Origin of the sequence: Microbacterium sp. SA156 (assembly GCF_049065455.1) — a bacterium.
GTDB classification, from domain to species: domain Bacteria; phylum Actinomycetota; class Actinomycetes; order Actinomycetales; family Microbacteriaceae; genus Microbacterium; species Microbacterium barkeri.
The window spans coordinates 449,131-474,725 of record NZ_JBAKGU010000001.1; the positions used below are offsets into that span (position 1 = coordinate 449,131).

Genomic DNA, 25,595 nt, shown 5'->3' on the forward strand with positions numbered 1-25,595 from the left:
TCGCCGCCGTGCTCGTCCCACCGCGCCACGCCCGCGAGAGAGGTACCGGATGCCCGTCCATTCCGCCCCTGCGAGGATCGACAGGAGCGCGGAGGAGCGCGACGCGCCCGGCCTGCTCGAGACGGCGATCGCCGATCCCGCGACGCGCGTCCTCGCCGTCCGCGGCGACGCGGCCCCGGTCGCCGCGGATCCCGCGCCTGCGCTCGCGCTCGTCGAGCCGGGCGACGTCCGCGACGGCGCGACCTGGGCCTTCCTCGGGCGCGATGCGTCGGGCGCGGCGGTGCTCCTGGCCGCGTTCCCGCAGGATGCCGACGCCCTGCTCGTGGACGCGGAGTGGAGCACCATCCGGACGTCCGGCGCGCTCCTTCCCGCCGGGCAGCTCGACGTCCTCGTCGTCGCGGTCGCCCTCGGCCGCTGGCTCGTGGACGCGCCGTTCTGCCCGGCCTGCGGCTCGCGCACGGAGGTGCGTCAGGCCGGATGGTCGCGGCTGTGCCCCGGCTGCGGCCGCGAGCACTTTCCACGCACCGACCCCGCGGTGATCGTCGCGATCACGAGCGCCGACGGAGAGCGCCTCCTGCTCGGCGCGAACGCCTCCTGGCAGGGGCGGATGTACTCCTGCTTCGCGGGATTCGTCGAGGCGGGGGAGTCGCTCGAGACGACGATCCACCGCGAGATCCGCGAGGAGGCCGGCGTCCGCGTCGACGGCATCCGCTACCTCGGCTCGCAGCCGTGGCCGTATCCGCGCTCCCTCATGCTCGGGTTCCACGCGGCCGCCGTCGACGACGCCGAGGCGCGCGCCGACGGCACCGAGATCCTCGATGTCCGCTGGTTCACCCGCGAGGAGATCGGCGAGGGCCTCGCCGGGCGCGGCCCCGTCGCCCTGCCCGGCGCGGTCTCGATCGCGCACCGCCTCATCCGGGCCTGGTACGAGGCCGCGTGAGCGCACTCGACGCCCTCGACGAGCAGCAGCGCAGGGCAGCGTCGATCCTGCGCGGCCCCGTCGCCGTGCTCGCAGGAGCCGGCGCCGGGAAGACGCGCGTCATCACGCACCGGATCGCGCACGGAGTCGACACGGGCGCGTACACGCCGCAGCGCGTCATGGCGCTCACCTTCACGGCCAAGGCTGCCGGCGAGCTGCGCGGGCGGCTGCGGGCGCTCGGCGTCGAGGGCGTGCAGGCCAAGACCTTCCACGCGGCGGCGCTCGCGCAGCTGAACTTCTTCTGGCCGACCGTGACGGGCGACGTCGCCCCGACCATCGTGGACAACAAGGTGCGCCTGCTCGCGCACGCCGCCGACGAGCTGCGCCTGCGTCCGGACAAGGCGACGCTGCGCGACATCGCGGCGCAGATCGAGTGGCGCAAGGTCACGATGCGCTCGATCGAGCAGTACGCGACCCTGCAGCGCTCGGTCGGCAGCATCCGCCCGTCGGCGCTCGTCGACCTCATGCGCGCGTATGAGAAGCTCAAGGACTCGCGGCGGCAGCTCGACTTCGAGGACGTCCTGCTCGCGTGCGCGGGCATGCTCGAGGCGGAGCCGCAGGTGACGCGGGCCGTGCGGGAGCAGTACCGCCACTTCACGGTCGACGAGTACCAGGACGTCTCGCCGCTGCAGAACCGGCTCCTCGAGCTGTGGCTCGGCGATCGCCGCGACATCTGCGTCGTGGGCGACGCGAGCCAGACGATCTACTCGTTCACGGGCGCCGAGGCGCGCTTCCTGCTCGACTTCGAGCGCCGGTACCCGGATGCGACGGTCGTGCGTCTCGAGCGCAACTACCGCTCGACGCCGGCGATCGTCGATGTCGCGAACGCGCTCATGCGCGGTCGTCCCGGTGCGCTCCGGCTCGAGGCGTCCGCCGCGGCGACATCCGGTGAGACGCCGGTCGTCACGGGCTACCACGACGAGCACTTCGAGGCCGAGGGCGTGGCCGACGCCATCGCCCGTCAGCTCGAGTCGGTGCCGCCGTCCGACATCGCCGTGCTCTACCGCTCGCACGCCCAGTCCGCCGAGATCCAGGACGCGCTCGCGCGGCGGGGGATCCCGACGACCGTCCTCGGCGGGCGGCGCTTCTTCGACATGCCCGAGGTGCGCCAGGCGCTGCTCGCCCTCCGCGGGGCGTCGGTCGCGCCGACCGACCAGGGCTTCGCCGACCTCGTGCGCGACGTGCTGCGCAGCCTCGGTCACGCCGAGGAGCCGCCCGCCGCGGGCGGCGCCCTGCGCGACGCGTGGGAGGCGCGCGCCGCCATCCTGCGCCTCGCCGAGGAGGCCCCGCCGGGCACGACCCTCCGCGCGTTCACGGAGGGGCTTCTCGCCCGCGCGAAGGACCAGCACGAGCCCACGCTGCAGACGGTGACCCTCTCGACCCTGCACGCCGCCAAGGGCCTCGAGTGGCCGCACGTGCATCTCCTCGGGCTCGCCGAGGGGCTCCTGCCGATCTCGTACGCGACGTCGCTCGACGGGGTCGACGAGGAGAGGCGCCTCGCGTACGTAGGCATCACGCGCGCAGGGCGATCGCTGTCGCTGTCGTGGCCTCGCGCGTCGGCGTCGGGCCGGCTGCAGCGAGAGCCGTCGCGCTTCCTCGCGGAGATCGGCACAGGCACTCTGCGTGGTGCCGGTGGCTCCGCCACTGCCGGCGCCCGTCGCCGCTGACGCGCGCGGACCGCGCGGCGTCGTCGCCCGCCGGGGCGCGCAGGAGCTCGGTCAGGAGCGTCGCCGTCGCCGCGACGAGGGGCGACGGCGTCTCGGGCGGGCGGCGCGCGAGCAGCTGCAGCGCGAGCACGGGCCAGGCCGGGTCGCGCTCGCGCTCATGCGCTGCGAGGCAGCCGAGGCAGGGCGTCGCGCCGGGGCGGACGAGCGGCCCCACCTCGGCGCTCTCGCGGGCGAAGACGATCGGCGCATGGACGACGTCGTCGCGCACGAGCGGCACCCACGCACTTGGCGCGACGGCGTGATGGGCGACGAGCGCGACGGGGACGTGCGCGCTCACGGCCGCGAGCGTGACCCACTCCGGCGCCCATCCGCACGCGGCGAGGGCGTCGCACAGCGCCGTGACCGTCGCCGCGGAGACGCCGTCGGCGGTGAGGATGTGCAGGAGCCCGGGGTCCTCCTCGCGCCGCAGCGCGGGGGCGATGTGCGCGAGGAACGTCCGCAGGCGCACCTCGTCGACGCCGACCGCACCCGCGAGGTCGTCGTGCTCGTCGACGCCGTCCGCGAGCCGGACGAGGAGGCGCTCCTGCCAGGGCGCCGGCTCGCGGATCCGGACGCCGCCGTCGAGTCCGAGCTGGATCGTCGCGGCGTCGCGCCAGAGCGGGAGCCGCGCGGGGTCGAGGCTGAGGTGCGCCATAGCGCGATTCTGCTCCGCGCGACGCCGGCGCGAGCGGATTGTCCACAGGCCGCCCGACCTGCGCGCGCAGGTCGGGCCGCCTGTGGAGGAGACGTCACACGGGCTGGTCGCCCTCGGGCCGCGGATGGCCCTCGTCGTCGTCGGACGGCGACGCCGGCGCATCGCGGTCGGCCTCGCCCTCGGTGCGCTCGGCCTCCTCGGCGAGCAGACGCGCGAGCGCGTCGTCCATGTCGTCGGCCTCCGGCTGCTCGCCGCGGGCCTGCGCCTCGAGCCGCGCGATGAGACCGGCCGGATCGTCGATGTCCTCCGAGGTGGGCATGAGGTCGGGGTAGTCCCACAGGCTGTCGCGCGCGGCGATGCCCACGGCGTCCCCGACGGCGCGCCACATGGCGGCCGCCTCGCGCAGTCGCCGGGGACGCAGGCGCAGCCCGACGAGCGCGCCGAGCGCGTCCTCGGCCGGCCCGCCCTCGGCGCGGCGGCGGCGGATGGCCTCGGCGATGCGCTCGAGATGCGGCACGCGCGCGGTCGCGTCGGCGGTCACGACGTCGATCCAGCCCTCGACGAGCGCGAGGAGGTTCTCGAGGCGGGCGAGGGCGAGCTTCTGCGCCTCGGACTGCTGGGGGAGCAGAGCGCCGCTCTCGAGCGCCTGGCGGAGCTCCTCCGGGTTCGAGGGATCCAGGCGAGACGCCATCTCCTCGAGCGCGTCCGTGTCGACGCTGATGCCGCGCGCGTAGTCGTCGATCTGGGAGAGGATGTGCAGGCGCAGCCACTTCGCGTGCCGGAACAGGCGCGCCGAGGCGAGCTCTCGGGCCGCGATGTAGAGCGCGAGCTGATCCTCCGGGATCTCGAGGCCGGCCCCCAGCTCCGCGAAGTTCTGCGGAAGGAGCACGGCGCTGCCGGCCGGGATCACCGGGATCCCCACATCCGCGCCGCTGACGACCTCGAGGGAGAGCTTGCCGACGACCTGGCCGAGCTGCGTCGCGAACAGCGTGCCGCCGACCCCGCGCATGAGGCGCCCCGCGCTCTGCACGATGTCCTGCATCTCCTCGGGCACCTGCGAGCGCAGGGCCTCCGTGAGCGCGTCGGCGATGCTCGTCGCGACCGGCTCCGCCACCTCCTGCCACACGGGCAGCGTCTGCTCGACCCACTGGCCGCGCGTGATCGCGCGCGGCAGCTCGGCGGTCGGCGAGAGGGTCGTCACCTCGCCGAGCCACAGCCCGGCGAGAGCGAAGGCCTGGTCGAGGTCGGTGCGCTGCCCGTCCGTCACGCCGAGACCGTCCTGGTTGGCGATGTGGAGCGCCTGGCGCTTCGTCGCGTCCCACGAGATCGAGCCGTCCTGCGCGCCGGCGAACATGCCCTGGAACTGCTGCATCATCTGCGACAGCGTCGCCGGGTCGACGGGCATGCCCGCCATGCGCGACAGCTGCTCGGGGTCGATCGCGCCGCCGTTCATGAGGCGGCGCAGGAGCTCCTGCAGGTCGTCGTCGGGAGTCCTGTCGTCGTCAGCCACGTCAGCCGCCTTTCAGCCGGTCTCGGTCCGTGCGATCTAGGCTAATCGCGCCGGTCCGTGCTCCTCCCGCAGTGAGGCGGATGCGCTTACGCCACCCGCGAACGACGGCGGAAGGATCCCCGTGACACTCATCGACGCCCCGCACTCCCGGTCTGCCCGCACGCCGTCCTCGCCCGCGTCGCGGCGCACCGTCGCGGGCATCTGGGCGCTCGTGGTCGCCCTCGTCGCCCTCGTCGCGATCACCTTCCTGCCGACGTCGTACGTCATCCAGCAGCCGGGGCCCGTGTACGACACGATCGGGACGGCGCCTGACCACGACGGCGAGGAGAAGCCGCTCATCTCGGTCGAGGGGGCGCAGACGTACGAGACGTCGGGATCGCTCGACCTCACGACCGTGCAGGTCGTCGGCAACCGCGAGCGCACGCCGTCGTGGTTCGAGCTCGCACTCGCGTGGCTCGACGGCTCGCGCGCGGTGGTGCCGATCGACGCGGTGTTCCCCGAGGGGCAGACGAGCGAGCAGCGCGAGGAGCAGAACGCCGCGCTCATGGTCGACTCGCAGGCCGAGGCGACGGCCGCCGCGCTCTCGCAGCTGGGCTACGACGTCGGCGCCCGCCTCGAGGTCGTGCGGCCCACGAGCGACGACTCGCCCGCGAGCGGCGTCGTCGAGGAGGGCGACGTGATCGTCGCCGCGAACGGCGAGGACGTGGCCGACATCGATCGGCTCAAGGAGATCGTCGCGGAGGGCGAGGGCGCTCCCGTGACGCTCACCGTCCAGCGCGACGGCGCGGAGGAGGACCTCGAGATCACGCCGGAGGAGGGCGAGGTCGACGGCCGGACGACGTGGCTGATCGGCGTCTACCTCACGACGACGTTCGACTTCCCGATCGACGTCACGATCCAGCTCGACGACGTCGGCGGCCCGAGCGCCGGCACGATGTTCGCGCTGGGCATCATCGACACCCTCACGCCCGGCTCGCTCACCGGCGGCGAGGAGATCGCCGGCACCGGCACGATCGACGCGGCGGGGACGGTCGGCCCGATCGGCGGGATCCGGCAGAAGCTCTACGGGGCGCGCGGCGCGGGCGCCGACTTCTTCCTCGCGCCGGCGTCGAACTGCGACGAGGTCGTGGGACATGTCCCGGCGGGTCTCGAGGTCTTCTCGATCGAGACGCTCGACGACGCCATGACGGCCGTCGAGGCGATCGCGCAGGGGGAGACGGGCGACCTGCCCACGTGCACGGCCGGCTGAGCATTCCCCATGACCGGGCGATGCGCGTGATGCGCATGCCTAGGATGGAATGGTGACCTCGACCTCAGCGCCGACTCCGGCCACGACCCCGTCTCCGTTCCGAAGAATCGTCACGATCTCGCTCGCGGTCATCGCTGCGCTCGTCGTCGCCTTCTTCGTGTTCGCATCGCTCTACACCGACTTCCTCTGGTTCGATCAGCTCGGCTTCGAGTCGGTGCTGCTGACGCAGTGGACGGCTCGGGTCGTGATGTTCGTCGTGGGCTTCGCGGGGATGGCGGTGCCGGTCTGGCTCGCGATCTTCCTCGCCTACCGCCTGCGCCCGGTCTATGCGCGCCTGAGCTCGCAGCTCGACCGGTACCAGGAGGTCGTCGAGCCGCTCCGCCGCCTCGCGATGTGGGGCATCCCGGTGTTCTTCGGCTTCTTCGCGGGCTTCGCGGCCTCGTCGCAGTGGGAGACCGCCTGGCTGTGGGCCAACGGCACGCCGACGAGCGACGCCGACCCGCTGTTCGGGCTCGACACGGGCTTCTACATGTTCGCGATGCCGTTCTACGCCGGCGTCGTCGGGTTCGCATCGGCGACCGTCCTCATCAGCCTCCTCGTCACCGCGCTCGTGGCCTACCTCTACGGGTCGGTCCGGATCGGGCAGGGCGAGCTGCGCATCTCGAAGCCCGCGCGGATCCAGCTCGCGATCACGGCCGGCGTCTACCTCCTCGTGCAGGCGGCCAGCCTCTGGCTCGACCGCTACTTCACGATGGTCGAGCAGGGCAGCCGCATCACGGGCCCGGGCTACGCGGGCGTCAACGCCGTGATCCCCGCGCAGACGATCCTCTCGATCGTCGCGGCGCTCGTGGCCATCCTCTTCTTCGTGACCGCGGTCATCGGGCGCTGGCGCTACCCGCTCATCGCGACCGCCCTGCTCATCGTGACCTCGCTCGTGATCGGCGTCGGCTACCCGTGGGCCGTGACGACCTTCCAGGTCCGCCCCAACGAGCAGGCGCTCGAGATGGACTACTACCAGCGCAACGTCGACGCCACCCGCGCCGCGTACGGCCTCGACGGCATCGAGAAGGTGCCGTTCGCGGCCGAGACCGACGCGGCCGCCGGTCAGCTGCGCGACGACGCGGACACGACGGCGTCCATCCGCCTCATGGACCCGGGCATCATCGGCCCGACCGTCCAGCAGCTGCAGCAGTACCGCGCGTACTACGGCTTCGAGGACACGCTCGATGTCGACCGCTACGAGGTCGACGGCGAGACGCAGGACACCGTGGTCGCGGTGCGCGAGCTCGACATGGACGAGCTCGACGCCGACGCGCGCACCTGGAACAACACGACCCTCGTCTACACGCACGGCTACGGCATGGTCGCCGCCAAGGGCAACGAGCGCACGAACGAGGGCGAGCCGGTCTTCATCGAGGGGGGCATCCCGTCCAGCGGTGCGCTGAGCGACCTCGAGTACGAGCCGCGCGTGTACTTCGGCGAGAACAACCCCGAGTACTCGATCGTCGGAGCGCCCGAGGGCGCCGACCCCGTCGAGCTCGACTACCCCGCCGGCGAGGAGGGCGCGTCGCAGACGAACACGACGTTCTCCGGCGACGGCGGCCCGAGCGTCGGCAGCTTCTTCAACCGCGTGCTGTACGCGCTCAAGTTCCAGTCCGAGCAGATCCTCTTCTCGGACTACGTGAACGAGGAGTCGCAGATCCTCTACGACCGCGATCCGCTCACGCGCGTGCAGAAGGCCGCGCCGTACCTCACCCTCGACAACGACCCGTACCCGAGCGTCGTCGACGGCCGGATCGTGTGGATCGTGGACGGCTACACGACGAGCGCGACCTACCCCTACTCGTCGCAGGTCAGCCTCTCGCAGGCGATCAGCGACTCGACCAACCCGACGCCGAACCTGCTGATCGACGAGATCAACTACATCCGCAACTCGGTCAAGGCCACGGTCGACGCCTACGACGGCAGCGTCACGCTGTACGCGTGGGACGAGGAGGACCCGGTCCTCGAGACCTGGCAGAAGATCTACCCGAACACGATCAAGCCGATCGACGAGATGTCGGGCGAGCTCATGAGCCACGTGCGCTACCCGACGGACCTCTTCAAGGTCCAGCGCGCGATGCTCGGCACGTACCACGTCGACAACGCCCGGGCGTTCTACCAGCGCGACAACGCCTGGACGACGCCGAACGACCCGACCAGCGACCAGCAGCTGCAGCCGCCGTACTACCTGTCGATGCGGATGCCGGGGCAGGACGAGGCCACGTTCTCGATGTTCACGACGTTCATCCCCGACGGCGGCACGCGCAACGTGCTCATGGGCTACCTTGCGGTCGACTCCGACGCGGGCGCCGACGCCGGCAGCGTGCGCGAGGACTACGGCAAGCTGACGATGCTCGAGATCTCGGCCGACACGACCGTGCCGGGGCCGGGTCAGGTGCAGAACTCGTTCAACTCGGACTCGCAGATCGCGAACGAGATGAACATCCTCACCATCGGCGCGTCGGATGTGAGCCTCGGCAACCTGCTGACACTGCCCGTCGGCGGCGGCCTGCTCTACGTGCAGCCCGTCTACGTGCAGTCGACCGGCGGCACGTCGTACCCGCTCCTGCGCAAGGTGCTCGTCGCGTTCGGCGACCAGCTCGCCTTCGAGGACACCCTCGCCGAGGCGCTCGACGAGCTGTTCGGCGGCGACTCGGGTGCCGATACGGGCGATGAGGATGTCACGCCCGTCGACCCGGAGACCGAGCAGCCGACCGAGCCCGAGCCCGAGCAGCCGGAGGAGCCGACGCAGCCGACGCCGCCGTCGAGCGACACCTACGAGCAGGCTCTCGCCGATGCGCAGACGGCGATCGAGGCCAAGAAGGCCGCGCTCGAGGAGGGCGACATGGTCGCGTATGCGGAGGCCGACGCCGACCTCACCGAGGCCGTCGAGCGCCTGCTCGCGTTCCTCGATGACACGGGTGCGGCCGAGGAGGCCCCGGCCGAGTAAGCCGGCGCAGCGCGCACGCACGCGGCCCCGCAGGAGCGATCCTGCGGGGCCGCTCCGCGTCTCCGGTCGTGTGTGTGCCGTCCGCAGCAGGAGAATCGGATGGCTGCAGGACGGCGGCGGGGATCGGCGTCCTGCGGCGGGCGGATCCTCCTGCGCTCGCGCGCGGAGGGGATGGGCAGCGCCCGGGAGGCACCGCATGCGGAAAAGGCAGAAGGCCCGGATCCTCTCGGATCCGGGCCTTCACTTGGTTGCGGGGGCAGGATTTGAACCTACGACCTCTGGGTTATGAGCCCAGCGAGCTACCGAACTGCTCCACCCCGCGGCACATGAATAGCCTAACACGGCGTCGCGGAGAGGGCGAATCGAGCGGCCCCCTTTGCGCGGCCCGGGCATGGCGCGAATGATGGAGGGCATGACGGCTGACACGGCACGGGCGGCGGGACTGCGTCCGGGGGAGAGCGCGGCGGAGCGCTTCGACCGCAACTGGAACGAGGTGCTGCAGGAGCTGCGCGTCCTGCAGACCGGCACCCAGATCATCACGGGCTTCCTCCTCGCCCTCGCGTTCCAGCCGGCCTTCGCCGACCTCACTGCCGACCAGCGGGTGTTCTACCTCGTGCTCGTCGTGCTCTCCGCCGTGAGCGCCGTGATCGCGCTGGCGCCCGTCGCGCTGCACCGCGTGCTCTTCCGCGAGGGGAGGAAGGGGCTCACCGTGCGCTTCGGGCACATCGCGCTCCTGTCGGCGCTCGTCGTCGTCTCCGTCCTCCTCGTCGGCGTGGTCGGCTTCATCTTCGACGTCGTCGTGAGCGATCAGGCCGCCTGGCTCGCGGGAGGGATCCTCGGCGGCGTGATGCTGGTCCTCTGGGTCGCGCTGCCGCTCCTCCTGCGCACGCGCCCTCCGCGGCCGGGGGAGAGCGGCGCACCCGCCGACGCCGCCCCGCGACCGGCGCAATAGGCTGGCGGCATGTCGGAGCACGCCGTCGGAGTCGCCGTCGCCCAGTTCTCGCCGGGCGCCGAGCCCCACGCCAACCGCGAGGACATCGCGGCGCTCGCCGAGCGCGCCGCCGAGCGAGGGGCGAGAGTGGTGCTCTTCCCCGAGTATGCGAGCAGCTTCATCCACCCCTTCGACGAGACGCTCGTCGAGCGCGCGGAGACGCTCGACGGCCCGTTCGCGCAGCACCTCGCCCGCGTCGCCGCCGACCACGGCCTCGTGATCGTGGCGGGGCTCCTCGAGCGCGCCGACGACCCGCGTCGCGTGCGCAACACGGTCGTCGCGGTCGACGCGGATGGCGTGCGCGCGACGTACCGCAAGGCCCACCTCTACGACGCGTTCGGTCAGCGCGAGTCCGACTGGGTGGAGCCGGGGGCGCTGACGGAGCCCGAGACGTTCGAGGTCGACGGCCTCGTGTGCGGCCTCATGACCTGCTACGACCTGCGCTTCCCCGAGTCGGCGCGCGTCCTCGCGGATGCGGGTGTCGACGTCGCGCTCGTTCCCGCGCAGTGGGTGCGCGGTCCGCTCAAGGAGCATCACTGGCGGACGCTCGTCACCGCGCGGGCGATCGAGAACACGATGTACGTCGCCGCGGCCGACCACACGCCCCCGCTCGCGGTCGGCAGCTCGCTCATCGTCGACCCGCAGGGGACGGCGGTCGCGAGCGTGGGCACGACGACCGACGTCGCCGTGGCGTTCGCCGAGCGGTCGGCGATCGACAACGTGCGGCGGGTCAACCCGGCACTCGCGCTGCGGCGCTACCGCGTGGCCCCGCGCTGACCCTCAGCCCCGGAGCGTGCTCAGGCGGATCACCGCGTCCTGGAGGACCTCGTCCCGCTTGCAGGCGGCGAAGCGCACGAGCGTGCGGTACTCGTCGCGCCGCTCCCGCGTCGCGAATGCGGTGAGGGGGATCGCGACGACGCCCGCGCGCTCGGGGAGCGCGCGGCAGAACTCCGCCGCGTCGCTCGCGCCCAGAGCCGCGGCATCCGCGACGGTGAAGTACGAGCCGGCCGGGGTCGAGACGTCGAAGCCCGCCGCGCGCAGCCCTTCGCCGAGGATCTCGCTCTTGCGTCGCATGTCGGACGAGGTCGTGCGGAAGAACGCATCGGGAAGGCGGAGCCCGACCGCGATGGCCGGCTGGAACGGCGAGCCGTTGACGTACGTGAGGAACTGCTTGACGGCGAGAACCGCGTCCACGAGCTCGGCCGGTCCCGAGACCCAGCCGATCTTCCACCCGGTCGTGCGGAAGGTCTTTCCCGCCGACGAGATGGTGAGCGTGCGCGCTGCGGCGCCGGGCAGCGTCGCGATGGGCACATGCGGACCGCGGTGCACGAGGTGCTCGTACACCTCGTCGGTGACGATGACGGCGTCATGGCGGTCGGCCAGCGCCACGATCCGCTCGAGTGCCTCCCTCGAGAACACCGCCCCCGTGGGGTTGTGCGGATCGTTCACGAGGATGATCCGGGTGCGGTCGGTGACGGCCGCCTCGAGCTCGTCGAGGTCCGGCTGGAAGTCGGGCCAGCGCAGCGGCACGGTGCGCAGGCGGGCCCCGGACAGCGCGACGCACGCGGCGTAGGAGTCGTAGTGCGGCTCGAAGACGACGACCTCGTCGTCGGGCCCGTCCACGAGCGCCAGCAGCGTCGCGGCGAGCGCCTCGGTCGCGCCGGCCGTCACGAGCACCTCCCGCGCGGGATCGAGCTCCAGCCCGTAGAAGCGGCGCTGGTGCTCGGCGATCGCCTCGAGCAGCTCGGGCACGCCGCGCCCCGGTGGGTACTGGTTGCGGCCTCCGGCGATGGCCGCCCGCGCCGCGTCGAGCACCTCGGCGGGGCCATCCTCGTCGGGGAAGCCCTGCCCGAGGTTGAGGGCGCCCGTGGCGGTCGCGAGCGCCGACATCTCGGCGAAGATCGTGGGGGCGGGCGAGCCGTCGGCTCCGAGCAGCCCGGCTCCTGCGGCGGTGCGCCTCCAGGCGCCGCTGACGTGTCGCATCCGCTCAGGCTACCCGCGCGCGAAGTCACGCCCGCGGCATACGCGCATCATAGGAAGCACACAGACTGCGGGATCACCCTGAAGAGGACGTGGAAGAAGGAGCACCCATGGACGAGCAGCGTTCCGAAGACACCCCTCTGAACATCCCGCCGCGGCCGGCGCCGCCGACGGGCTACGGGCGGCCGCAGGAGGCTCCCGCGCAGTCGACGCCGCCGCACGCCGCCCCGCCGCACGCCGCTCCCGGCCACCCGGGGGCTCCCTACCGCGCGCACAGCGCGTACGAGGCGCATGGCGAGGGGCAGGGCGCGGCGTTCGGCGCGACGCAGCCCACACAGCCGCTTCCGCACGACGGCGCGCCGCAGGCCGTGTGGGCGCCGCAGCCGCGCCCGGATGAGCGGAAGTCGAAGGGCGGCGGCCGCGTGGCCGCGGCCATCCTCGTGGCCGCTCTCGTCGGCGGCGGCGCGGGCTTCGGCGGCGGCTGGGTCTCGAACTCCCTGACGGCCGGCGGCGGATCGGTCGCGGAGTCGGGCAGCGCGCCGTCGAACATCACGGTGAACAACCCCGGGTCGGTCAACGAGGCCACGGCGGTCGCGACCGAGGTGCTGCCGAGCGTCGTCACGATCGAGGTGGCCGGCGGGCAGTCGTCGGGCAGCGGATCGGGCGTCGTCATCAGCGAGGACGGCTACGTCGTCACGAACACGCACGTCGTGACCCTCGGCGGCACGGCGGCCGACGCGACCGTGCGGGTCACGGCGAGCGACGGCCGCATCTACGACGCCACGATCGTCGGCACCGACCCCACCTACGACCTCGCGGTGATCAAGCTCGAGGGCGCGTCCGGTCTCACGCCGATCGAGTTCGCCGACTCGTCGAAGCTCAACGTGGGCGCCACGACGGTCGCCGTCGGCGCGCCCCTCGGACTCGCCAACACGGTCACCACCGGCATCGTGAGCGCGCTCAACCGCAGCATCGAGATCGCATCGGCCGCGGCCCCCGAGGGCGACAGCGTCGAGGGCGAGGACGAGGGGCAGGGAGAGGGATCGAGCCCCTGGTTCTTCGACATCCCCGGCCAGGAGGACCAGCAGGCGCAGGCGAGCGAGTCCATCGCGATCTCGGTCATCCAGACCGACGCCGCGATCAACCCGGGCAACTCCGGCGGCGCGCTCGTCGACAGCGAGGGCAAGCTCATCGGCGTGAACGTCGCGATCGCGACGGCCGATCAGAGCTCGTCGGAGTCCGGATCGATCGGCGTCGGCTTCGCGATCCCGTCGAACGTCGTCGAGCGGGTGGCGAACGAGATCATCGACAACGGCACCGCGACGCACGGCCTCCTCGGCGCGAGCGTGCAGCCCTCGAGCCAGGTCGAGGGCGCGACCATCACGGGCGCGTACATCGCCGAGGTCGTCGAGGGCGGTGCCGCCGAGGCCGCCGGACTGCAGGAGGGCGACATCGTCACGCGGTTCAACGGCGCCAAGATCAACGACGCCGTCGACCTCACTGCCCAGGTCCGCGCGGCCGCCGGCGGCAGCGAGGCAGAGGTGGTCTACGTCCGCGACGGCGAGGAGCACACCGCGACGGTCGAGCTCGGCACCCTCGAGTGACCATCCCGCGCCCGTGAGAGCGGGCTGACCGGAAGGACGCCGCCCCACCAGTACGCTCGTGGGGTGGCGTCCTTCTCGTTCGGTGCGGGCAACGCGGCGAAGCTCCTGCGCCTGCCCCTGTATGCGCTGGGGAGGATCGCGACGCTCGCGATCCCACGCGGCGACCGCTGGGTCTTCGGATGCGGCGCGGGCGTCGGCGACGGTCCGCTCGCGCTGTGGGAGGTGGCGGCCGCCGAGGGTCACCGCGCCGTGTGGCTGACGTCGGACTCGCGCGAGGCGGAGGAGGCGGCCGCGCGGGGCATCCCGACCCTCCCGAAGCTCTCCTGGCGCGGGTTCTGGGCGACCGCGCGCGGCGGCGTCCTCGTCGTGTCCTACGGAACGGGCGATGTCAACCCGTATGCCGTGTCGGGCGGATTCCTCGTGCAGCTCTGGCACGGCATCCCGCTCAAGCGCATCGGCCTCGACTCGCCCGAGACGGTCCGCTCGGCGCTGCTGCCCGACTCGATGCTCGTCCGCGGGCTGCTGGCCCGGCTGTATCGGGGAGCGCAGCGCCGGATCCGGCTGCTCCCTGCCGCGTCGCACCTCGTGCGGGGGCGCCTCGAGTCGGCATTCGCGCTGCCGGATGACCGGGTGGTGGTGACGGGGGAGCCCCGGGTCGACGTGCTGAGCGCGGGCACCGCGGACGAGCGCAGGGCTCGCGCGCGGCAGCTCCTGCGTGCGGCGGTCGGCGATCTTCCCGACGGCGCGCGTCTCGTGCTCTACGCCCCGACCTGGCGCGACGGCGAGCCCGACCCGGCCGTGCCCACGGCCGAGGAGTGGCGCGAGATCGTGGACGCGCTCGCCGCGGCCGACCTCGTGCTGCTCGTCCGCTCGCACCGCCTGGGGGCGGGCGCGTACGTGCCGCCTTTCCCGACGGATCGGGTGCGCGACCTCGGCTCCGATCGGCTGCGCGACGTCACCGCGGCGCTCCCCGGACTGGATGTCCTCGTGACGGACTACTCGTCGCTCGCGTACGACGCGGGCCTCGTGCCGCTGCCCGTGCTGTACCTGGCCCCTGATCTCGAGGCGTACCGCGCGCGACGGGGCTTCTACGGCCGATACGAGGACGTCGCCGGCGAGGACTACGCGACCGACTGGCACGGCCTCGTCGCGCAGCTGACGGAGGTCGCCTCCGACCCCGCGGCGCTCGCAGATCGCACCGCGCGGTCTGCGAGACTGAGCGAGCGCGTGCACGCGTTCCGCGACGGCGGCAGCGCTCGCCGTGTGCACGACGCGATCGTCGCTCGACGCGCGCGGGCCAGGGGCCCGAGGAGAGGACACCGATGACGACCGCCCGGTTCGAGCAGGACGGCCCCGCCCTCGTCGTGGAGGGAGAAGGGGACGCGCCCGCCTCGGCGCGCCTCGAGGGCTCGCGCGCGGCGGTCGAGGGGGCGGTCTCCGCGAGCGGGGACGGATGGTCGGTGCGCTTCGCGCTCGTCGCGGCACGCTGGGGCGGGCCCGAGCGACCGCTCCCGTCCGGACGCTATCGCGTGGCCGTCGCCGGCGCCGAGCTCGATGCGACGCTGCCGGTCGAGATGCTGGGCACGCTGCGCGCGCAGCTCGACGGCGACACGGTGCTCATCGGCCCGCCCGTCGACCCCGTGTACGACGGCGGAGAGGCGCAGGGCTCGCTCGAGCGCCGCTACCTCTCGCACACCGCGCCGCTCGAGGACGCGGTCTTCTTCGAGAGCTTCTACGGGCGCAGCGCGAGCTGCAACCCGCTCGCGCTCGACCGGGAGATCGCGCTCCGCGCCCCGGGGGTCACCCGCTACTGGAGCGTGGTCGACCTCTCCGTGGCCGTCCCGGATGGCGCGGTCGCGGTCGTCGAGGGGAGCCCCGAGTGGTGGCGCGCCCGGAGCGTCGCGAAGCTCGTGATCGTCAACGACTGGCTCCGCCGCGCGTTCGCCCGCCGTGATGGCCAGCGCGTGCTGCAGACCTGGCACGGCACGCCGCTCAAGCGCCTCGCCCTCCACCGCAAGGGGTTCGCGCCGCGCCGATGGGGAGCGGTGATCAAGGAGTCGCGCCGGTGGGACGTGCTCCTCGCGCAGAATCCGTACGCCGCGAGGATCCTCGCGCGCGCCTACGCCTTCTTCCGCAAGCCCGTCTGGGTCGAGGGCTACCCGCGCAACGACGCGCTCGTCACGGGCGACCCGCTCGCCGTGCGCGAGCGCCTCGGCATCGAGCCGGGGGAGCGCGTGCTGCTGTACGCGCCGACCTGGCGCGACGACCGCGACGAGATCGTGGCGTTCATCGACCCGGCGCGACTCGCGGTCGAGGCGGACGCCGTCGTGCTCGTCCGCGGGCACTCGCGCACCCTCATCCCCGGGCGCGACGTCGCGGGTCCGCGGGTCGTCGACGTCACGGCGTACCCCGACACGTCAGAGCTCCTCCTCGCCGCCGATGCGCTCATCACCGACTACTCGTCGGTGATGTTCGACTTCAGCGTCACGGGGAAGCCCATGTACTTCCTCGTGCCCGATCTCGCCCACTACCGGGGCGCTCTGCGCGGGTTCTACTTCGACCTCGCCGCGCGCGCCCCCGGCCCGCTCGTGCAGGACATGGACGGCCTCCTCGCCGCGCTCGCGGCGGATCCCGCGGAGTACGCCGAGCGCTACGCGGCGTGGCGACGCGCCTTCAATGCGCGCGAGGACGGCCGTGCCGCCGAGCGCGTGGTCGCGCGCCTCATCGACCAGGGGCTCCTGCCGGTCGGCTGACCGCTACGGCAGCGGCGTGTTGCGTCCGGAGAGGCGCGAGGTGTCGACGGTGTCGTGCGCGCCGCGCACGGCGCCCGTGAGGAACCCCGTTCCCCACGACAGGTGCATGGTCGGCAGCACCGCGAGCAGCCATGCCCGCTCCCGCCATCCGAACGGCCCGGGCGCCCGCGCGCCGATCGCGACTGCCGCGACGAGCGCGGCGTAGGCGACGAGCGGTGCGCACAGGGCCCACGTCGCGACGGCGAGACCGGGAGCGGGCACGCCGGCGAGCTGCAGTGCCCCGCTGATCGCGGCGAGCGCCACGAGGATCACGAGCGCGGGCGGCGCGAAGTACTTGAGCGAGTTGCGGCGTCCGTAGCGGCGGAAGAGCTCACCGCGCCAGCGGCCGGTGGCGAGGAACTGCTGCGCGAGGCGCGTCCACCGCTCGCGCGGCCAGTACGTCACCGACAGCGCGGGATCGAACCAGACGCGGTAGCCCGCCGTGCGGATGCGCAGATTGAGCTCCCAGTCCTCGCCGCGGCGGATGGTCTCGTCGAAGAGCCCGACCTCCTCGAGAACGGCGCGTCGCATGACGCCGAGGTACGCCGACTCGGCCTCGCCCTCGCGCGACCCTCCGTGGTACGCGCCGCCGCCCAGCCCCACGGGGGAGTTGTACGCCCAGGCGGCTGCGCGCTGGAACGGCGTCCGTCCGTCTGCCCGCATGACGCCGCCGACGTTGCCCGCGCGGGTGCGAGCGAGCGTCTCCAGAGCGCGGGCCGCGTAGCCCGGCGTGAGCTCCGAGTGGGCGTCGACGCGGATGATCGTGGGGTGCGTGCTCGCGCGGATGGCCGCGTTGAGCCCGACCGGGATGTCGGCGGCGGGGTTGTCGACGAGGACGATGCGCTCATCCTCCTCCGCGAGAGCGCGCGCGAGCTCGGTCGTGCCGTCGGACGAGGGTCCGAGCGCGAGGACGAGCTCGACGGGCCCGGGGATCTCCTGCGCGAGGGTCGACTCGACCGCGCGGCGCAGGTACGGGGCCTCGTTGAGAACCGGCATCACGAACGACACACCCGCGTCGAGCGGGACCGACGGCGCGTCCCTCCGAGGCGCGCGGGGGCCCGGCAGGGGATCGTTACGCATTCGACGATCATCCCATGACGGCCGCCGGGAAAGCCCCCGGTAGCCTGGTCGGGTGGGTGTGACGCGCGATGTGAAGAAGGCGATCAAGCTCCTCCGGAAGGCCGTCGCGACGCGGAACGCACACAGGACGGTGCGCCGCACGCTCGCCACGCGGCCCCCGCTCACCCCGCGGAGGTTCCGGATCGCCGTGTACTTCGCCGACGGCGCGGTCAACATGTACCAGATGCGCCAGTGGTACCGACCGCTGCAGGAGCTCGCCGAGCGCTGGCCGGTCGTCGTCATGGCGCGCAACTCGCTCGGGGCGCAGGCGCTTCTCGACGACGGCGCGCTGCCGGTGGCGTTCACCCCGAGCGTGACGAGCATCGAGCGGTTCCTCGAGGCGCAGGACATCCGCATCGTGCTCTACGTGAACCAGAACACGCGCAACTTCCAGATGTTCCGGTACGGCGAGCGCTGGCACGTGTTCATCAACCACGGCGAGTCCGACAAGATGTACATGACGACCAATCAGTACAAGGCCTACGACCGCGCTCTCGTCGCGGGCCAGGCCGCGCGCGACCGCCTCTCCCGCGTGCTGTGGGACTACGACGTCGATGCGCGCACGATCGAGATCGGCCGCCCGCAGGCCGATCACTACTCGGGCGAGCTGCCCTACACGCCCGACGAGCGCACGGTCGTGCTGTACGCGCCGACCTGGGAGGGCGACCGCCCCGCCGCGCGCTACGGCTCGGTGGCCTCGCACGGGGAGGCGCTCGTCGCGGCGCTGCTCGCGACCGGCCGCCACCGCGTCATCTACCGTCCGCATCCGCGCAGCGGTGTCGTCAGCGCGGCGTTCGGCGAGGCGAACGAGCGGATCATCCAGGCCATCCGCGCGGCCAACCAGAAGGACCCGTCCGCGCAGCACGTCTGCGACGATCGGCCGGAGCTCGGATGGCAGCTCGCGGCGGCCGATGTCGCGATCGTCGACATCTCGGCGATGGTCTACGACCGGCTCGCGGTCGGCAAGCCCCTGCTCATCACGAGGCCCGCCGATCCCGCTGCGGAGATCGACGAGGGCGGCTACCTGTCGGCGTGCGAATGGCTCGAGCCGGCGGACGCCCCCGACATCGTCGCGCACGTCGAGCGCGTGCGCGAGGACCCTGAGGCAGCGCAGCGCCTCGCGCACTGGGTCGCGCACTACTTCGGCGACACGACGCCGGGGGTCGCCACGGCGAAGTTCCACGCCGCCATCGAGCAGCTCATGGCAAGCTGGGAGGAGTGGCGCGCGCGCTCGTCGTCCTGATCGTCAGCGGATCGGCCAGCTGCCGTCGAGCGCGTCGGCGGGGTCGAGCCGGCCGATCTTCACGAAGTACTCGGTGAGGCTCTCCGCCTGCTCGCGCGCCCAGCCGATCTGCCGGTCGTGCAGCTCCGCGACATCCTCGGGGAGCATCCCCGCGTAGCGCTCGACGAGCGCGAAGGCGAGCCGCCCCGCGGCCACGGCGTCGGCCGAAGCGTCGTGCGCGGCCTCGAGGACCACGTCGTAGTGCGCCGCGACGGTCGCGAGCGTGCGCTTGCCGCGGCGATACCGGTCGCACGTCTTGTCGACGACGAGCGGATCGAGCACGGGGGTGGGCGACGCGATCGGCTCGACCCCGTGGCGCAGGGCCTCGTGCTTGAGCATCGAGAAGTCGAAGGGCGCGTTGTACGCGACGATCGGCACGCCCTCGGCGAAGATCTCGCGGAGGGCCGACACGACCTCGGCGACGACCTCGGCTGCCGGGCGACCCTCAGCACGCGCCCGCTCGGTCGTGATGCCGTGGACCGCGGTCGCTCCCTCGGGGATGTCGATGCCCGGGTCGGCCATCCAGTGGCGCGACCGCAGGACCGTGCCGTCGGCCGAGAGGAGTCCGACGTAGGCCGTGACGATGCGGTCGGACTCGACGTCGACGCCCGTCGTCTCGAGGTCGAACACCCCGAGGCGATCCAGGCGCGCGCCGGGCGCGGCGAACCAGGTGGGGCGCTCGCCCGCGTCGTCGAGCTCGAACAGGGGCGGCGGATCCGGCCATGATGTCGCCATAGGGAGAATGTAGGGCGCAGCGGGGACAAACCCGCGTATGCCACCCCGGCGAACGTAGACTCGTGCGGTGCCCGTCGCCTCCCCGTACGCGTCCCGCCTCGCCCGCATCCCCGTCCGCCGCGCGGAGGTCGAGGTCCTGGGCACGCGGACGGCCTACTGGGTGTACGGGCCCGACGACGCCGAGACGAGCATCCTGGCGGTGCACGGGTTCCGCGGGGACCACCACGGGCTCGAGCCGGTCGTCGCGCATCTGCCCGGCGTGCGCGTCGTCATGCCCGACCTGCCGGGCTTCGGCGAGACGCCGCCCGTGCCGGGCCGGCCCCTCGAGCTGGATGCGTTCGTCGCGTGGCTCACCGCCTTCGCCGCCGAGGTCGCGCCGGGCGCCGTCGTGCTCGGGCACTCGTTCGGATCGATCGTCGCGTCCGCGGCCGTCGCCCGCGGACTGCCGACACCGCGGCTCATCCTCGTGAACCCGATCGGCGCGCCCGCGCTCGAGGGGCCCCGGGGCGTGCTGACGCGCCTGGCGGTGCTCTACTACGCGGCGGGCGCTCGGCTGCCCGATCCCGTCGGCACGTGGCTCCTGCGCTGGCCGGTGATCGTGCGGATCATGAGCATCGCGATGGCGAAGACGCGCGACAGGGCCCTGCGCCGCTGGATCCACGACCAGCATGATCGCTTCTTCTCGGGGTTCTCCGACCGGCAGGCGCTGCGCGAGGCGTTCGTCACGAGCGTGTCGCACGATGTGCGCGCGTTCGCCCCGCGCATCGCCCAGCCCACGCTGCTCATCGCCGCCGACCGCGACGACATCACGCCGATCGAGGCCGAGCGCGCGCTGCGCGGGCTGTTCCCCGATGCGCGGCTCGTCGAGCTGGCCGACGTCGGCCACCTCATCCACTACGAGAGGCCCGCGGAAGCGGCCGAGGCCATCCGCTCGTTCGTGTGAGGCGCGCTCAGCGCTCGCGGCGCGCGAGCTCCATGAGGCCGCTCACGCGGTAGGGGATGGCCTCGCTCATCACGAGAGACGTCTCGGTGCGCTCGACACCCGAGACGGACAGGATGCGGGCGTCGACGTCGAAGAGGTGGCGCGCGTCGCGGCACGCGACGAGCGCGAGCAGGTCGACCTGCCCGCTCACGCCGTAGACCTGGATGACCTCGGGGATGCGCCGCAGCTCGTCCGTGATCGCAGGGAGCTCGGGCTGGCGCACGCCGATCGACAGGAACGCCTGGAGCGGGAAGCCCAGACCCTCGGTCGAGATCGCGCGCTCGAACGAGTGGAACACGCCCGCGCGCTCAAGGCGCGCCATGCGGGCCTGGACGGTGTTGCGGGAGAGGCGAAGGCGCTCCGCGAGCGCGACGACCGTCGCCCGCGGGTCCTCGGAGAGCGCGGCGAGGAGCTCGAGATCGACGTGATCGAGGGAGGCCATAGAGAGAGACGGTAGCACCCGGGCCGTCGCGCGATTGCGCATCCTGCTCAGTCGTTATCGGATCGATTGCGCGTGCTGGTCCGGAACCCCGGCCGACACGGCCGTGACTGCGCGAGCGGCTATCCTGACCGGGATATGAGAGCCTCCCGCCGCCGCCTCCTCGCGCTTCCCGTCGTCGCCGCGGCAGCGGTCCTCGTGCTCTCGTGCGCGCCATCCGCGCCGTCCTCGTCCTCGTCATCCGCGCCCGGTGCATCCGCCCCCGGTGCATCGGCACCGTCGAGCCCGACCGCAGCGCCCGATGCGGCCGCCGCGCTGCTCGAGGAGGCCGGCGACCCTGCCGCGTGCGCTGTCACCTTCGGCGGGGAGGGGATCGCGCTCGATCCCGTTCTCGCCACCGAGGGTGCGCACGTCGCCGAGCTGCCGCTGCCGGAGCGCGAGGGCGCGGTGTTCGCCGGCTGGTACCTCGACGCCGAGGCGGCGGCGGCCCTCGACGTCGCGCAGCGCGTGAACATCGCCGACGTCGTCTCATGCGACGAGGACCGGAGGCTCCCGCTGCACGCCGCGTGGACGACCCCCGAGGAGACGGCAGCCGCCGACGTCGGGGTGCCGATCCTCATGTACCACCAGTTCACCGCCGACCCCGCCGGCGTGGACGACCCCCTCCGGCTCAACTGGGCGTATGCGGGCGACTTCGAGCAGCACATGGCCTATCTCGCTGACGAGGGCTACTACCTGCCGAGCTGGCGCGAGCTGTCGGCGTTCATCGACGGGCGGCTGCGGCTGCCCGAGCGCTCGGTCATCGTCACGGACGACGACGCGCACGCGTCCTGGTTCGACCTCGCGGTGCCCGTGCTCGACGAGCACGGCGTGCTCGCGACGTCGTTCGTCATCACGAAGTGGCGTTCGGAGCCGACGCCGTCGCCGTACGTGCTGCAGCGCTCGCACACGCACGACATGCACGATCCGGGTGCGGACGGGCGCGGACGGATGGTCAACTGGACCCCCGAGGAGATCGCCGCGGATCTGCGCACGTCGGCGGACATCCTCGGGGCGGCGGAGGTGGTCGCCTACCCGTTCGGCCATTACGACGAGCGGAGCAAGCAGGGCGTCGCCGACGCGGGCTTCGAGATGGCGGTGACGATCGAGCCGGGGTTCGTCCGTCCCGGCGCCGACAAGCTCGCCCTCCCGCGCGTGCGGATCGACTACGGGATGGGCCTCGAGGCCTTCATCGACGCCGTGAGCTGAGACGCCGGGGCGGCGTGTCTCGGTTGGCGCGGGAGAGACGCGTGGGTCAGTCGGCGGGGACAGCGGAGTACGACAGGAGCGAGAGGCCGTCGTCGTCCAGGCGGAACGCGTGCTGCGACCCGTTCTCGACGCGCTCGCCGGGGCGGGGGAACTCGCCGTCCGAAGCGAGGGCGATGAGCACCCGGATGAGCGACCCGTGCGCGACCGCGATGAGCGGTCCGTCGACGTGCGCGTGCGCCGCAGCGGCGTCGCGCAGCGCGGCCACGGCCCTGGTCGCGACCGCCTCGTCGCTCTCGGCGTCAGGACCCATGGCGCGGCGCTGGAGCTTCCAGAGGTCCTCCGAGGTCATGCCCTCGGCCGAGGCGTAGTCGCGCTCGACGAGCCCGTCGTACAGGGCGGGCCCCGGCACCCCCAGGACGCCGGCGATGATCTCGGCGGTCTCTCGTGCGCGGCTCAGCGGGCTCGACACGACTGCCGCGTATCCGCCGTGGCGCAGCGCCTCAGCGGCCTCGCGCGCCTGAGCGCGTCCGGTGTCGTTGAGCGGGATGTCGGTGCGGCCCTGCACGCGGCCGAGCATGTTCCAGTCGGTCTGCCCATGGCGGACGAGGGTGATGACGGTCACCCCTCGAGCCTAGGGGCACGCGCCTCAGAGAGCGCCGGATCCTCGAAGGGCTGGCAGCTCGTCGGCCAGCGCGGCGAGCACCTCGCTCGTGCCCGCGTCGACCTTCACCGTCGCGCGCCGGTCGGCGCGGGTCTCCCCGCGGTTGACGATCACGACGGGGATCCGACGACGCCGTGCGCGCTCGACGAGCCGGATGCCCGAGTTCACGACGAGCGAGGAGCCCGCCACGAGCAGGGCCCCGCTCGTGGCCACGAGCTGCTCGGCCTCCCGGAACTTCTCCGCGGGGATGAACTCGCCGAAGAACACGACCTCGGGCTTCAGGACGCCTCCGCACACCGTGCAGTCCGGGACGACGAAGCCCTCCGACGACGCGGGGAGGACATCGCCGTCCGGCCCGAGCTGCACGCGGTCCGGCACCGTGATCCACGGGTTCTCCCGCTCGAGGCGCTCGCCGACGTCGCGGCGGTCGAACACCTGCCCGCAGTGCGTGCAGAGAACCCGGCGCATCGTGCCGTGCAGCTCGACGACCCTGCGCGATCCCGCGCGCAGGTGGAGCCCGTCGACGTTCTGGGTGACGACGCCCGTGGCGACGCCCGTGCGCTCGAGAGCGGCGATCGCGGCGTGCCCCGCGTTGGGCTCGGCGGCCGCGAACGCCTTCCAGCCGAGGTGCGATCCGACCCAGTAGCGCCGCCGCGCCGCCTCGTCGGAGAGGAACGTCTGCGCCGTCATCGGCGTGCGGCGGGGCGCACCCTCGCCGCGGTAGTCGGGGATGCCGGAGTCCGTCGACACGCCGGCACCGGTCAGCACGGCGATGCGGCGCCCGGCGAGCACCTCGATCGCCTGTCGGACGCCGGCGGCCGCGCCCGCGTCGATCCGCTCGGTGAGAACCATGGAGCCTCCTCGTGGCCGAGTCTAGGCGCGCTGTCTTTCGCGGAGGTTACGGACGGCTCATCCCGCGCCCGGATGGAACGATGGACGGATGATCCTGCACCCGATCGACGACCCCGCCGACGAGCGCCTCGCCGACTACCGCGACCTCACCGACGTGGCGCTGCGCCGCGTCAGCGAGCCCGAGCGCGGCCTCTACATGGCCGAGTCCGCGAAGGTGCTCGGCCGTGCGCTCGCCGCGGGCCACGCGCCGCGGTCGGTGCTCACGGCTCGCAAGTGGCTTCCGGACGTCGAGCGGCTCGTGGGCGATCGGGATGTCCCGGTGTACGTCGTCCCCGACGAGGTCGCCGAGCAGGTGACGGGGTTCGCGGTGCACCGGGGCATGCTCGCGGCCATGCAGCGTCCTGAGCCGCCCGCGGTCGCGGAGGTGCTCGCTCACGCGAGGACAGTGCTCGTGCTCGAGGACATCGTCGACCACACGAACGTCGGCGCCGCCTTCCGCGCGGCCGCAGGTCTCGGTGCGGACGCCGTGCTCGTGACGCCGCGGTGCGCGGACCCCCTCTACCGTCGCAGCGTGCGGGTGAGCATGGGAACCGTGTTCCAGGTGCCCTGGACGCGGCTGCCGGAGTGGGCGCCTCGGGAGGGCGCGGGCGCGCGCGAGCTGCTCACCGCGTCGGGCTTCCACCTGGCCGCCATGGCGCTCGCCGACGACGCGGTGCCGCTCGATGCCTTCGCCGCCCGCCGCCCGGAGCGGGTCGCGTTCGCGATGGGCTCCGAGGGCGACGGGCTCAGCCGCCGCGCGCTCGCCGCGGCCGACACCGTCGTGACGATCCCCATGGCGGGCGGCGTCGACTCGCTCAACGTCGCGTCGGCGGCCGCGGTCGCGCTGTGGGCGCTGCAGCACCCGCCCGCGGGCTGACGGTCAGTCCTCCGCGATCGAGACCGGGCCGGGCTGCGGGCGCTTCGCCGAGACGAAGTCTCCCGAGGACTGATGACGGAGCCGCCGCAGCACCCACGGGACGAGGTGGCTGCGGGCCCACACGAGATCGTTCTGCCGCGCCGCGCGCCAGGAGGTCGCGGGCCGCGGGTCGGGCTGGAGCGGCTGCAGGTCGTTCGGGACGTTGAGCGCGCGCAGCACCATGCGGGCGACCTCGTGGTGCCCGAGCGGGTTCATGTGCAGCCGGTCGGCCGCGAAGAAGCGCGGATCCTGGATCTCCTTGAGCGCCCACTGGTCGGCGACGACGCAGTCGTGGCGGTCGGCGATCGCCCGGATGTTCTCGTTGTAGATCGCGATCTTGCCGCGGAACGGGCGGAAGACCGGCGTCCAGGCGACGTCGATCCCGGTGAAGACGACGATCGTCGCGCCCTGTGAGCCCAGGCGCTCGACGGCTGCCTCGAACTGGGCGGCGATCGCGTCGGGATCGGTGCCGGGGCGGATGACGTCGTTGCCGCCCGCGCAGAACGTCACGAGGTCGGGGCGCAGCGCGATCGCCGGCTCGACCTGCTCGTCGACGATCTGGCCGATGAGGCGCCCGCGCACGGCGAGGTTGGCGTAGGCGAAGTCGTCGACCTGCGTCGCGAGCACCTCGGCCACGCGATCCGCCCATCCGCGATGGCCGCCCGGAGCCGCCGGATCCGGGTCGCCGATCCCCTCGGTGAACGAGTCGCCGAGCGCGACATAGCGCCGCCAGGGGTGGACTCCCTCGTTGTCGGCCGCCGCCATCCGCGTCTCGTCGCCCGTCGCCATGGTCCCTCGCCTCCGTGCCTCGCCCGCGCCTATCGAGACTAGTCCCGGTCGTCGAGACCAGCGCACCCCGCACCG

General features: G+C 72.9%; 21 protein-coding genes and 1 tRNA gene. 13 read left to right on the top strand and 9 right to left on the bottom strand.

The window, feature by feature from the left end:
* Positions 1-49: 49 nt before the first annotated feature.
* Positions 50-940, top strand: a complete 891-nt coding sequence (gene nudC / locus ACOWU6_RS01955; RefSeq protein WP_282978012.1) for an NAD(+) diphosphatase — start codon at positions 50-52, stop codon at positions 938-940.
* Positions 937-2,646, top strand: coding sequence for an ATP-dependent helicase (locus tag ACOWU6_RS01960; protein WP_421074519.1), 1,710 nt, complete (start codon positions 937-939; stop codon positions 2,644-2,646). The genes nudC and ACOWU6_RS01960 overlap by 4 nt, the downstream gene beginning before the upstream one ends.
* A gap of 788 nt (positions 2,647-3,434) precedes the next feature.
* Here the strand turns inward: ACOWU6_RS01960 and ACOWU6_RS01965 are convergent.
* Positions 3,435-4,850, bottom strand: coding sequence for a zinc-dependent metalloprotease (locus tag ACOWU6_RS01965; RefSeq protein WP_421074520.1), 1,416 nt, complete (start codon positions 4,848-4,850; stop codon positions 3,435-3,437).
* A gap of 121 nt (positions 4,851-4,971) precedes the next feature.
* Between ACOWU6_RS01965 and ACOWU6_RS01970 the strand changes: the two genes are divergently transcribed.
* Both ACOWU6_RS01970 and ACOWU6_RS01975 read left to right on the top strand, forming a co-directional pair.
* Positions 4,972-6,099, top strand: a complete 1,128-nt coding sequence (locus ACOWU6_RS01970; RefSeq protein WP_374727735.1) for a YlbL family protein — start codon at positions 4,972-4,974, stop codon at positions 6,097-6,099.
* Positions 6,100-6,148: 49 nt separating this feature from the next.
* Entirely contained in the window at positions 6,149-9,091 is a 2,943-nt protein-coding gene (locus tag ACOWU6_RS01975; RefSeq protein ID WP_421074521.1) for a UPF0182 family protein, read from the top strand.
* A gap of 245 nt (positions 9,092-9,336) precedes the next feature.
* Here ACOWU6_RS01975 and ACOWU6_RS01980 read toward each other — a convergent pair.
* Positions 9,337-9,413, bottom strand: a tRNA-Met gene (locus ACOWU6_RS01980).
* A gap of 90 nt (positions 9,414-9,503) precedes the next feature.
* Here ACOWU6_RS01980 and ACOWU6_RS01985 point away from each other — a divergent pair.
* Positions 9,504-10,043: a DUF6328 family protein gene (locus ACOWU6_RS01985; protein WP_421074522.1), complete on the top strand. Its 540-nt coding sequence runs from the start codon at positions 9,504-9,506 to the stop codon at positions 10,041-10,043.
* A gap of 9 nt (positions 10,044-10,052) precedes the next feature.
* A complete protein-coding gene (locus ACOWU6_RS01990) occupies positions 10,053-10,859 on the top strand; it encodes a carbon-nitrogen hydrolase family protein (RefSeq protein WP_421074523.1) in 807 nt (268 codons plus the stop codon).
* Positions 10,860-10,862: 3 nt separating this feature from the next.
* Here the strand turns inward: ACOWU6_RS01990 and ACOWU6_RS01995 are convergent, their stop codons facing one another.
* Positions 10,863-12,065, bottom strand: a complete 1,203-nt coding sequence (locus tag ACOWU6_RS01995; RefSeq protein ID WP_421074524.1) for an aminotransferase class I/II-fold pyridoxal phosphate-dependent enzyme — start codon at positions 12,063-12,065, stop codon at positions 10,863-10,865.
* A 107-nt stretch (positions 12,066-12,172) separates the two neighbouring features.
* Between ACOWU6_RS01995 and ACOWU6_RS02000 the strand changes: the two genes are divergently transcribed.
* The 3 genes from ACOWU6_RS02000 (at position 12,173) to ACOWU6_RS02010 (ending at position 16,419) form a co-directional block, all read left to right on the top strand.
* Positions 12,173-13,666 carry a S1C family serine protease gene (locus tag ACOWU6_RS02000; RefSeq protein WP_421074525.1) on the top strand — a complete coding sequence of 498 codons (1,494 nt, stop codon included), beginning with the start codon at positions 12,173-12,175 and terminating at the stop codon, positions 13,664-13,666.
* A 63-nt stretch (positions 13,667-13,729) separates the two neighbouring features.
* Positions 13,730-14,992: a CDP-glycerol glycerophosphotransferase family protein gene (locus tag ACOWU6_RS02005; protein WP_421074526.1), complete on the top strand. Its 1,263-nt coding sequence runs from the start codon at positions 13,730-13,732 to the stop codon at positions 14,990-14,992.
* Positions 14,989-16,419 (top strand): CDP-glycerol glycerophosphotransferase family protein, encoded by a 1,431-nt coding sequence (locus ACOWU6_RS02010; RefSeq protein WP_282977999.1) that lies wholly within the window; start codon positions 14,989-14,991, stop codon positions 16,417-16,419. Before ACOWU6_RS02005 ends, ACOWU6_RS02010 begins: the two co-directional genes overlap by 4 nt.
* A gap of 3 nt (positions 16,420-16,422) precedes the next feature.
* On the opposite strand, the gene ACOWU6_RS02015 is transcribed toward ACOWU6_RS02010, so the two are convergent.
* Complete coding sequence (locus ACOWU6_RS02015) at positions 16,423-17,454, bottom strand: glycosyltransferase family 2 protein (RefSeq protein ID WP_421074550.1); 1,032 nt, start codon at positions 17,452-17,454, stop codon at positions 16,423-16,425.
* A 136-nt stretch (positions 17,455-17,590) separates the two neighbouring features.
* Between ACOWU6_RS02015 and ACOWU6_RS02020 the strand changes: the two genes are divergently transcribed.
* Positions 17,591-18,820 (top strand): CDP-glycerol glycerophosphotransferase family protein, encoded by a 1,230-nt coding sequence (locus tag ACOWU6_RS02020; protein WP_421074527.1) that lies wholly within the window; start codon positions 17,591-17,593, stop codon positions 18,818-18,820.
* A 3-nt stretch (positions 18,821-18,823) separates the two neighbouring features.
* On the opposite strand, the gene ACOWU6_RS02025 is transcribed toward ACOWU6_RS02020, so the two are convergent.
* A complete protein-coding gene (locus ACOWU6_RS02025; RefSeq protein ID WP_421074528.1) occupies positions 18,824-19,594 on the bottom strand; it encodes a 3'-5' exonuclease in 771 nt (256 codons plus the stop codon).
* 67 nt (positions 19,595-19,661) lie between these two features.
* On the opposite strand from ACOWU6_RS02025, the gene ACOWU6_RS02030 reads away from it, so the two are divergent.
* On the top strand, positions 19,662-20,537 hold the full coding sequence (locus ACOWU6_RS02030; RefSeq protein ID WP_421074529.1) for an alpha/beta fold hydrolase: 876 nt from the start codon (positions 19,662-19,664) through the stop codon (positions 20,535-20,537).
* A 7-nt stretch (positions 20,538-20,544) separates the two neighbouring features.
* Here the strand turns inward: ACOWU6_RS02030 and ACOWU6_RS02035 are convergent, their stop codons facing one another.
* On the bottom strand, positions 20,545-21,018 hold the full coding sequence (locus ACOWU6_RS02035) for an Lrp/AsnC family transcriptional regulator (RefSeq protein WP_271172121.1): 474 nt from the start codon (positions 21,016-21,018) through the stop codon (positions 20,545-20,547).
* A gap of 135 nt (positions 21,019-21,153) precedes the next feature.
* Here ACOWU6_RS02035 and ACOWU6_RS02040 point away from each other — a divergent pair, with 135 nt between their 5' ends.
* Positions 21,154-22,263, top strand: coding sequence for a polysaccharide deacetylase family protein (locus ACOWU6_RS02040; protein ID WP_421074530.1), 1,110 nt, complete (start codon positions 21,154-21,156; stop codon positions 22,261-22,263).
* 46 nt (positions 22,264-22,309) lie between these two features.
* Here ACOWU6_RS02040 and ACOWU6_RS02045 read toward each other — a convergent pair whose 3' ends face one another.
* The gene (locus ACOWU6_RS02045) at positions 22,310-22,885 is read right to left on the bottom strand and encodes a histidine phosphatase family protein (protein WP_271172119.1); all 576 of its coding nucleotides are present in this window, start codon (positions 22,883-22,885) and stop codon (positions 22,310-22,312) included.
* Between the two features lie 24 nt (positions 22,886-22,909).
* Entirely contained in the window at positions 22,910-23,776 is an 867-nt protein-coding gene (locus ACOWU6_RS02050) for a Sir2 family NAD-dependent protein deacetylase (RefSeq protein ID WP_271172118.1), read from the bottom strand.
* An 88-nt stretch (positions 23,777-23,864) separates the two neighbouring features.
* Here ACOWU6_RS02050 and ACOWU6_RS02055 point away from each other — a divergent pair, with 88 nt between their 5' ends.
* Positions 23,865-24,692, top strand: coding sequence for a TrmH family RNA methyltransferase (locus ACOWU6_RS02055; RefSeq protein WP_421074531.1), 828 nt, complete (start codon positions 23,865-23,867; stop codon positions 24,690-24,692).
* A gap of 3 nt (positions 24,693-24,695) precedes the next feature.
* Here the strand turns inward: ACOWU6_RS02055 and ACOWU6_RS02060 are convergent, their stop codons facing one another.
* Positions 24,696-25,520, bottom strand: coding sequence for an SGNH/GDSL hydrolase family protein (locus ACOWU6_RS02060; protein WP_282977987.1), 825 nt, complete (start codon positions 25,518-25,520; stop codon positions 24,696-24,698).
* Between the last annotated feature and the right edge of the window lie 75 nt (positions 25,521-25,595).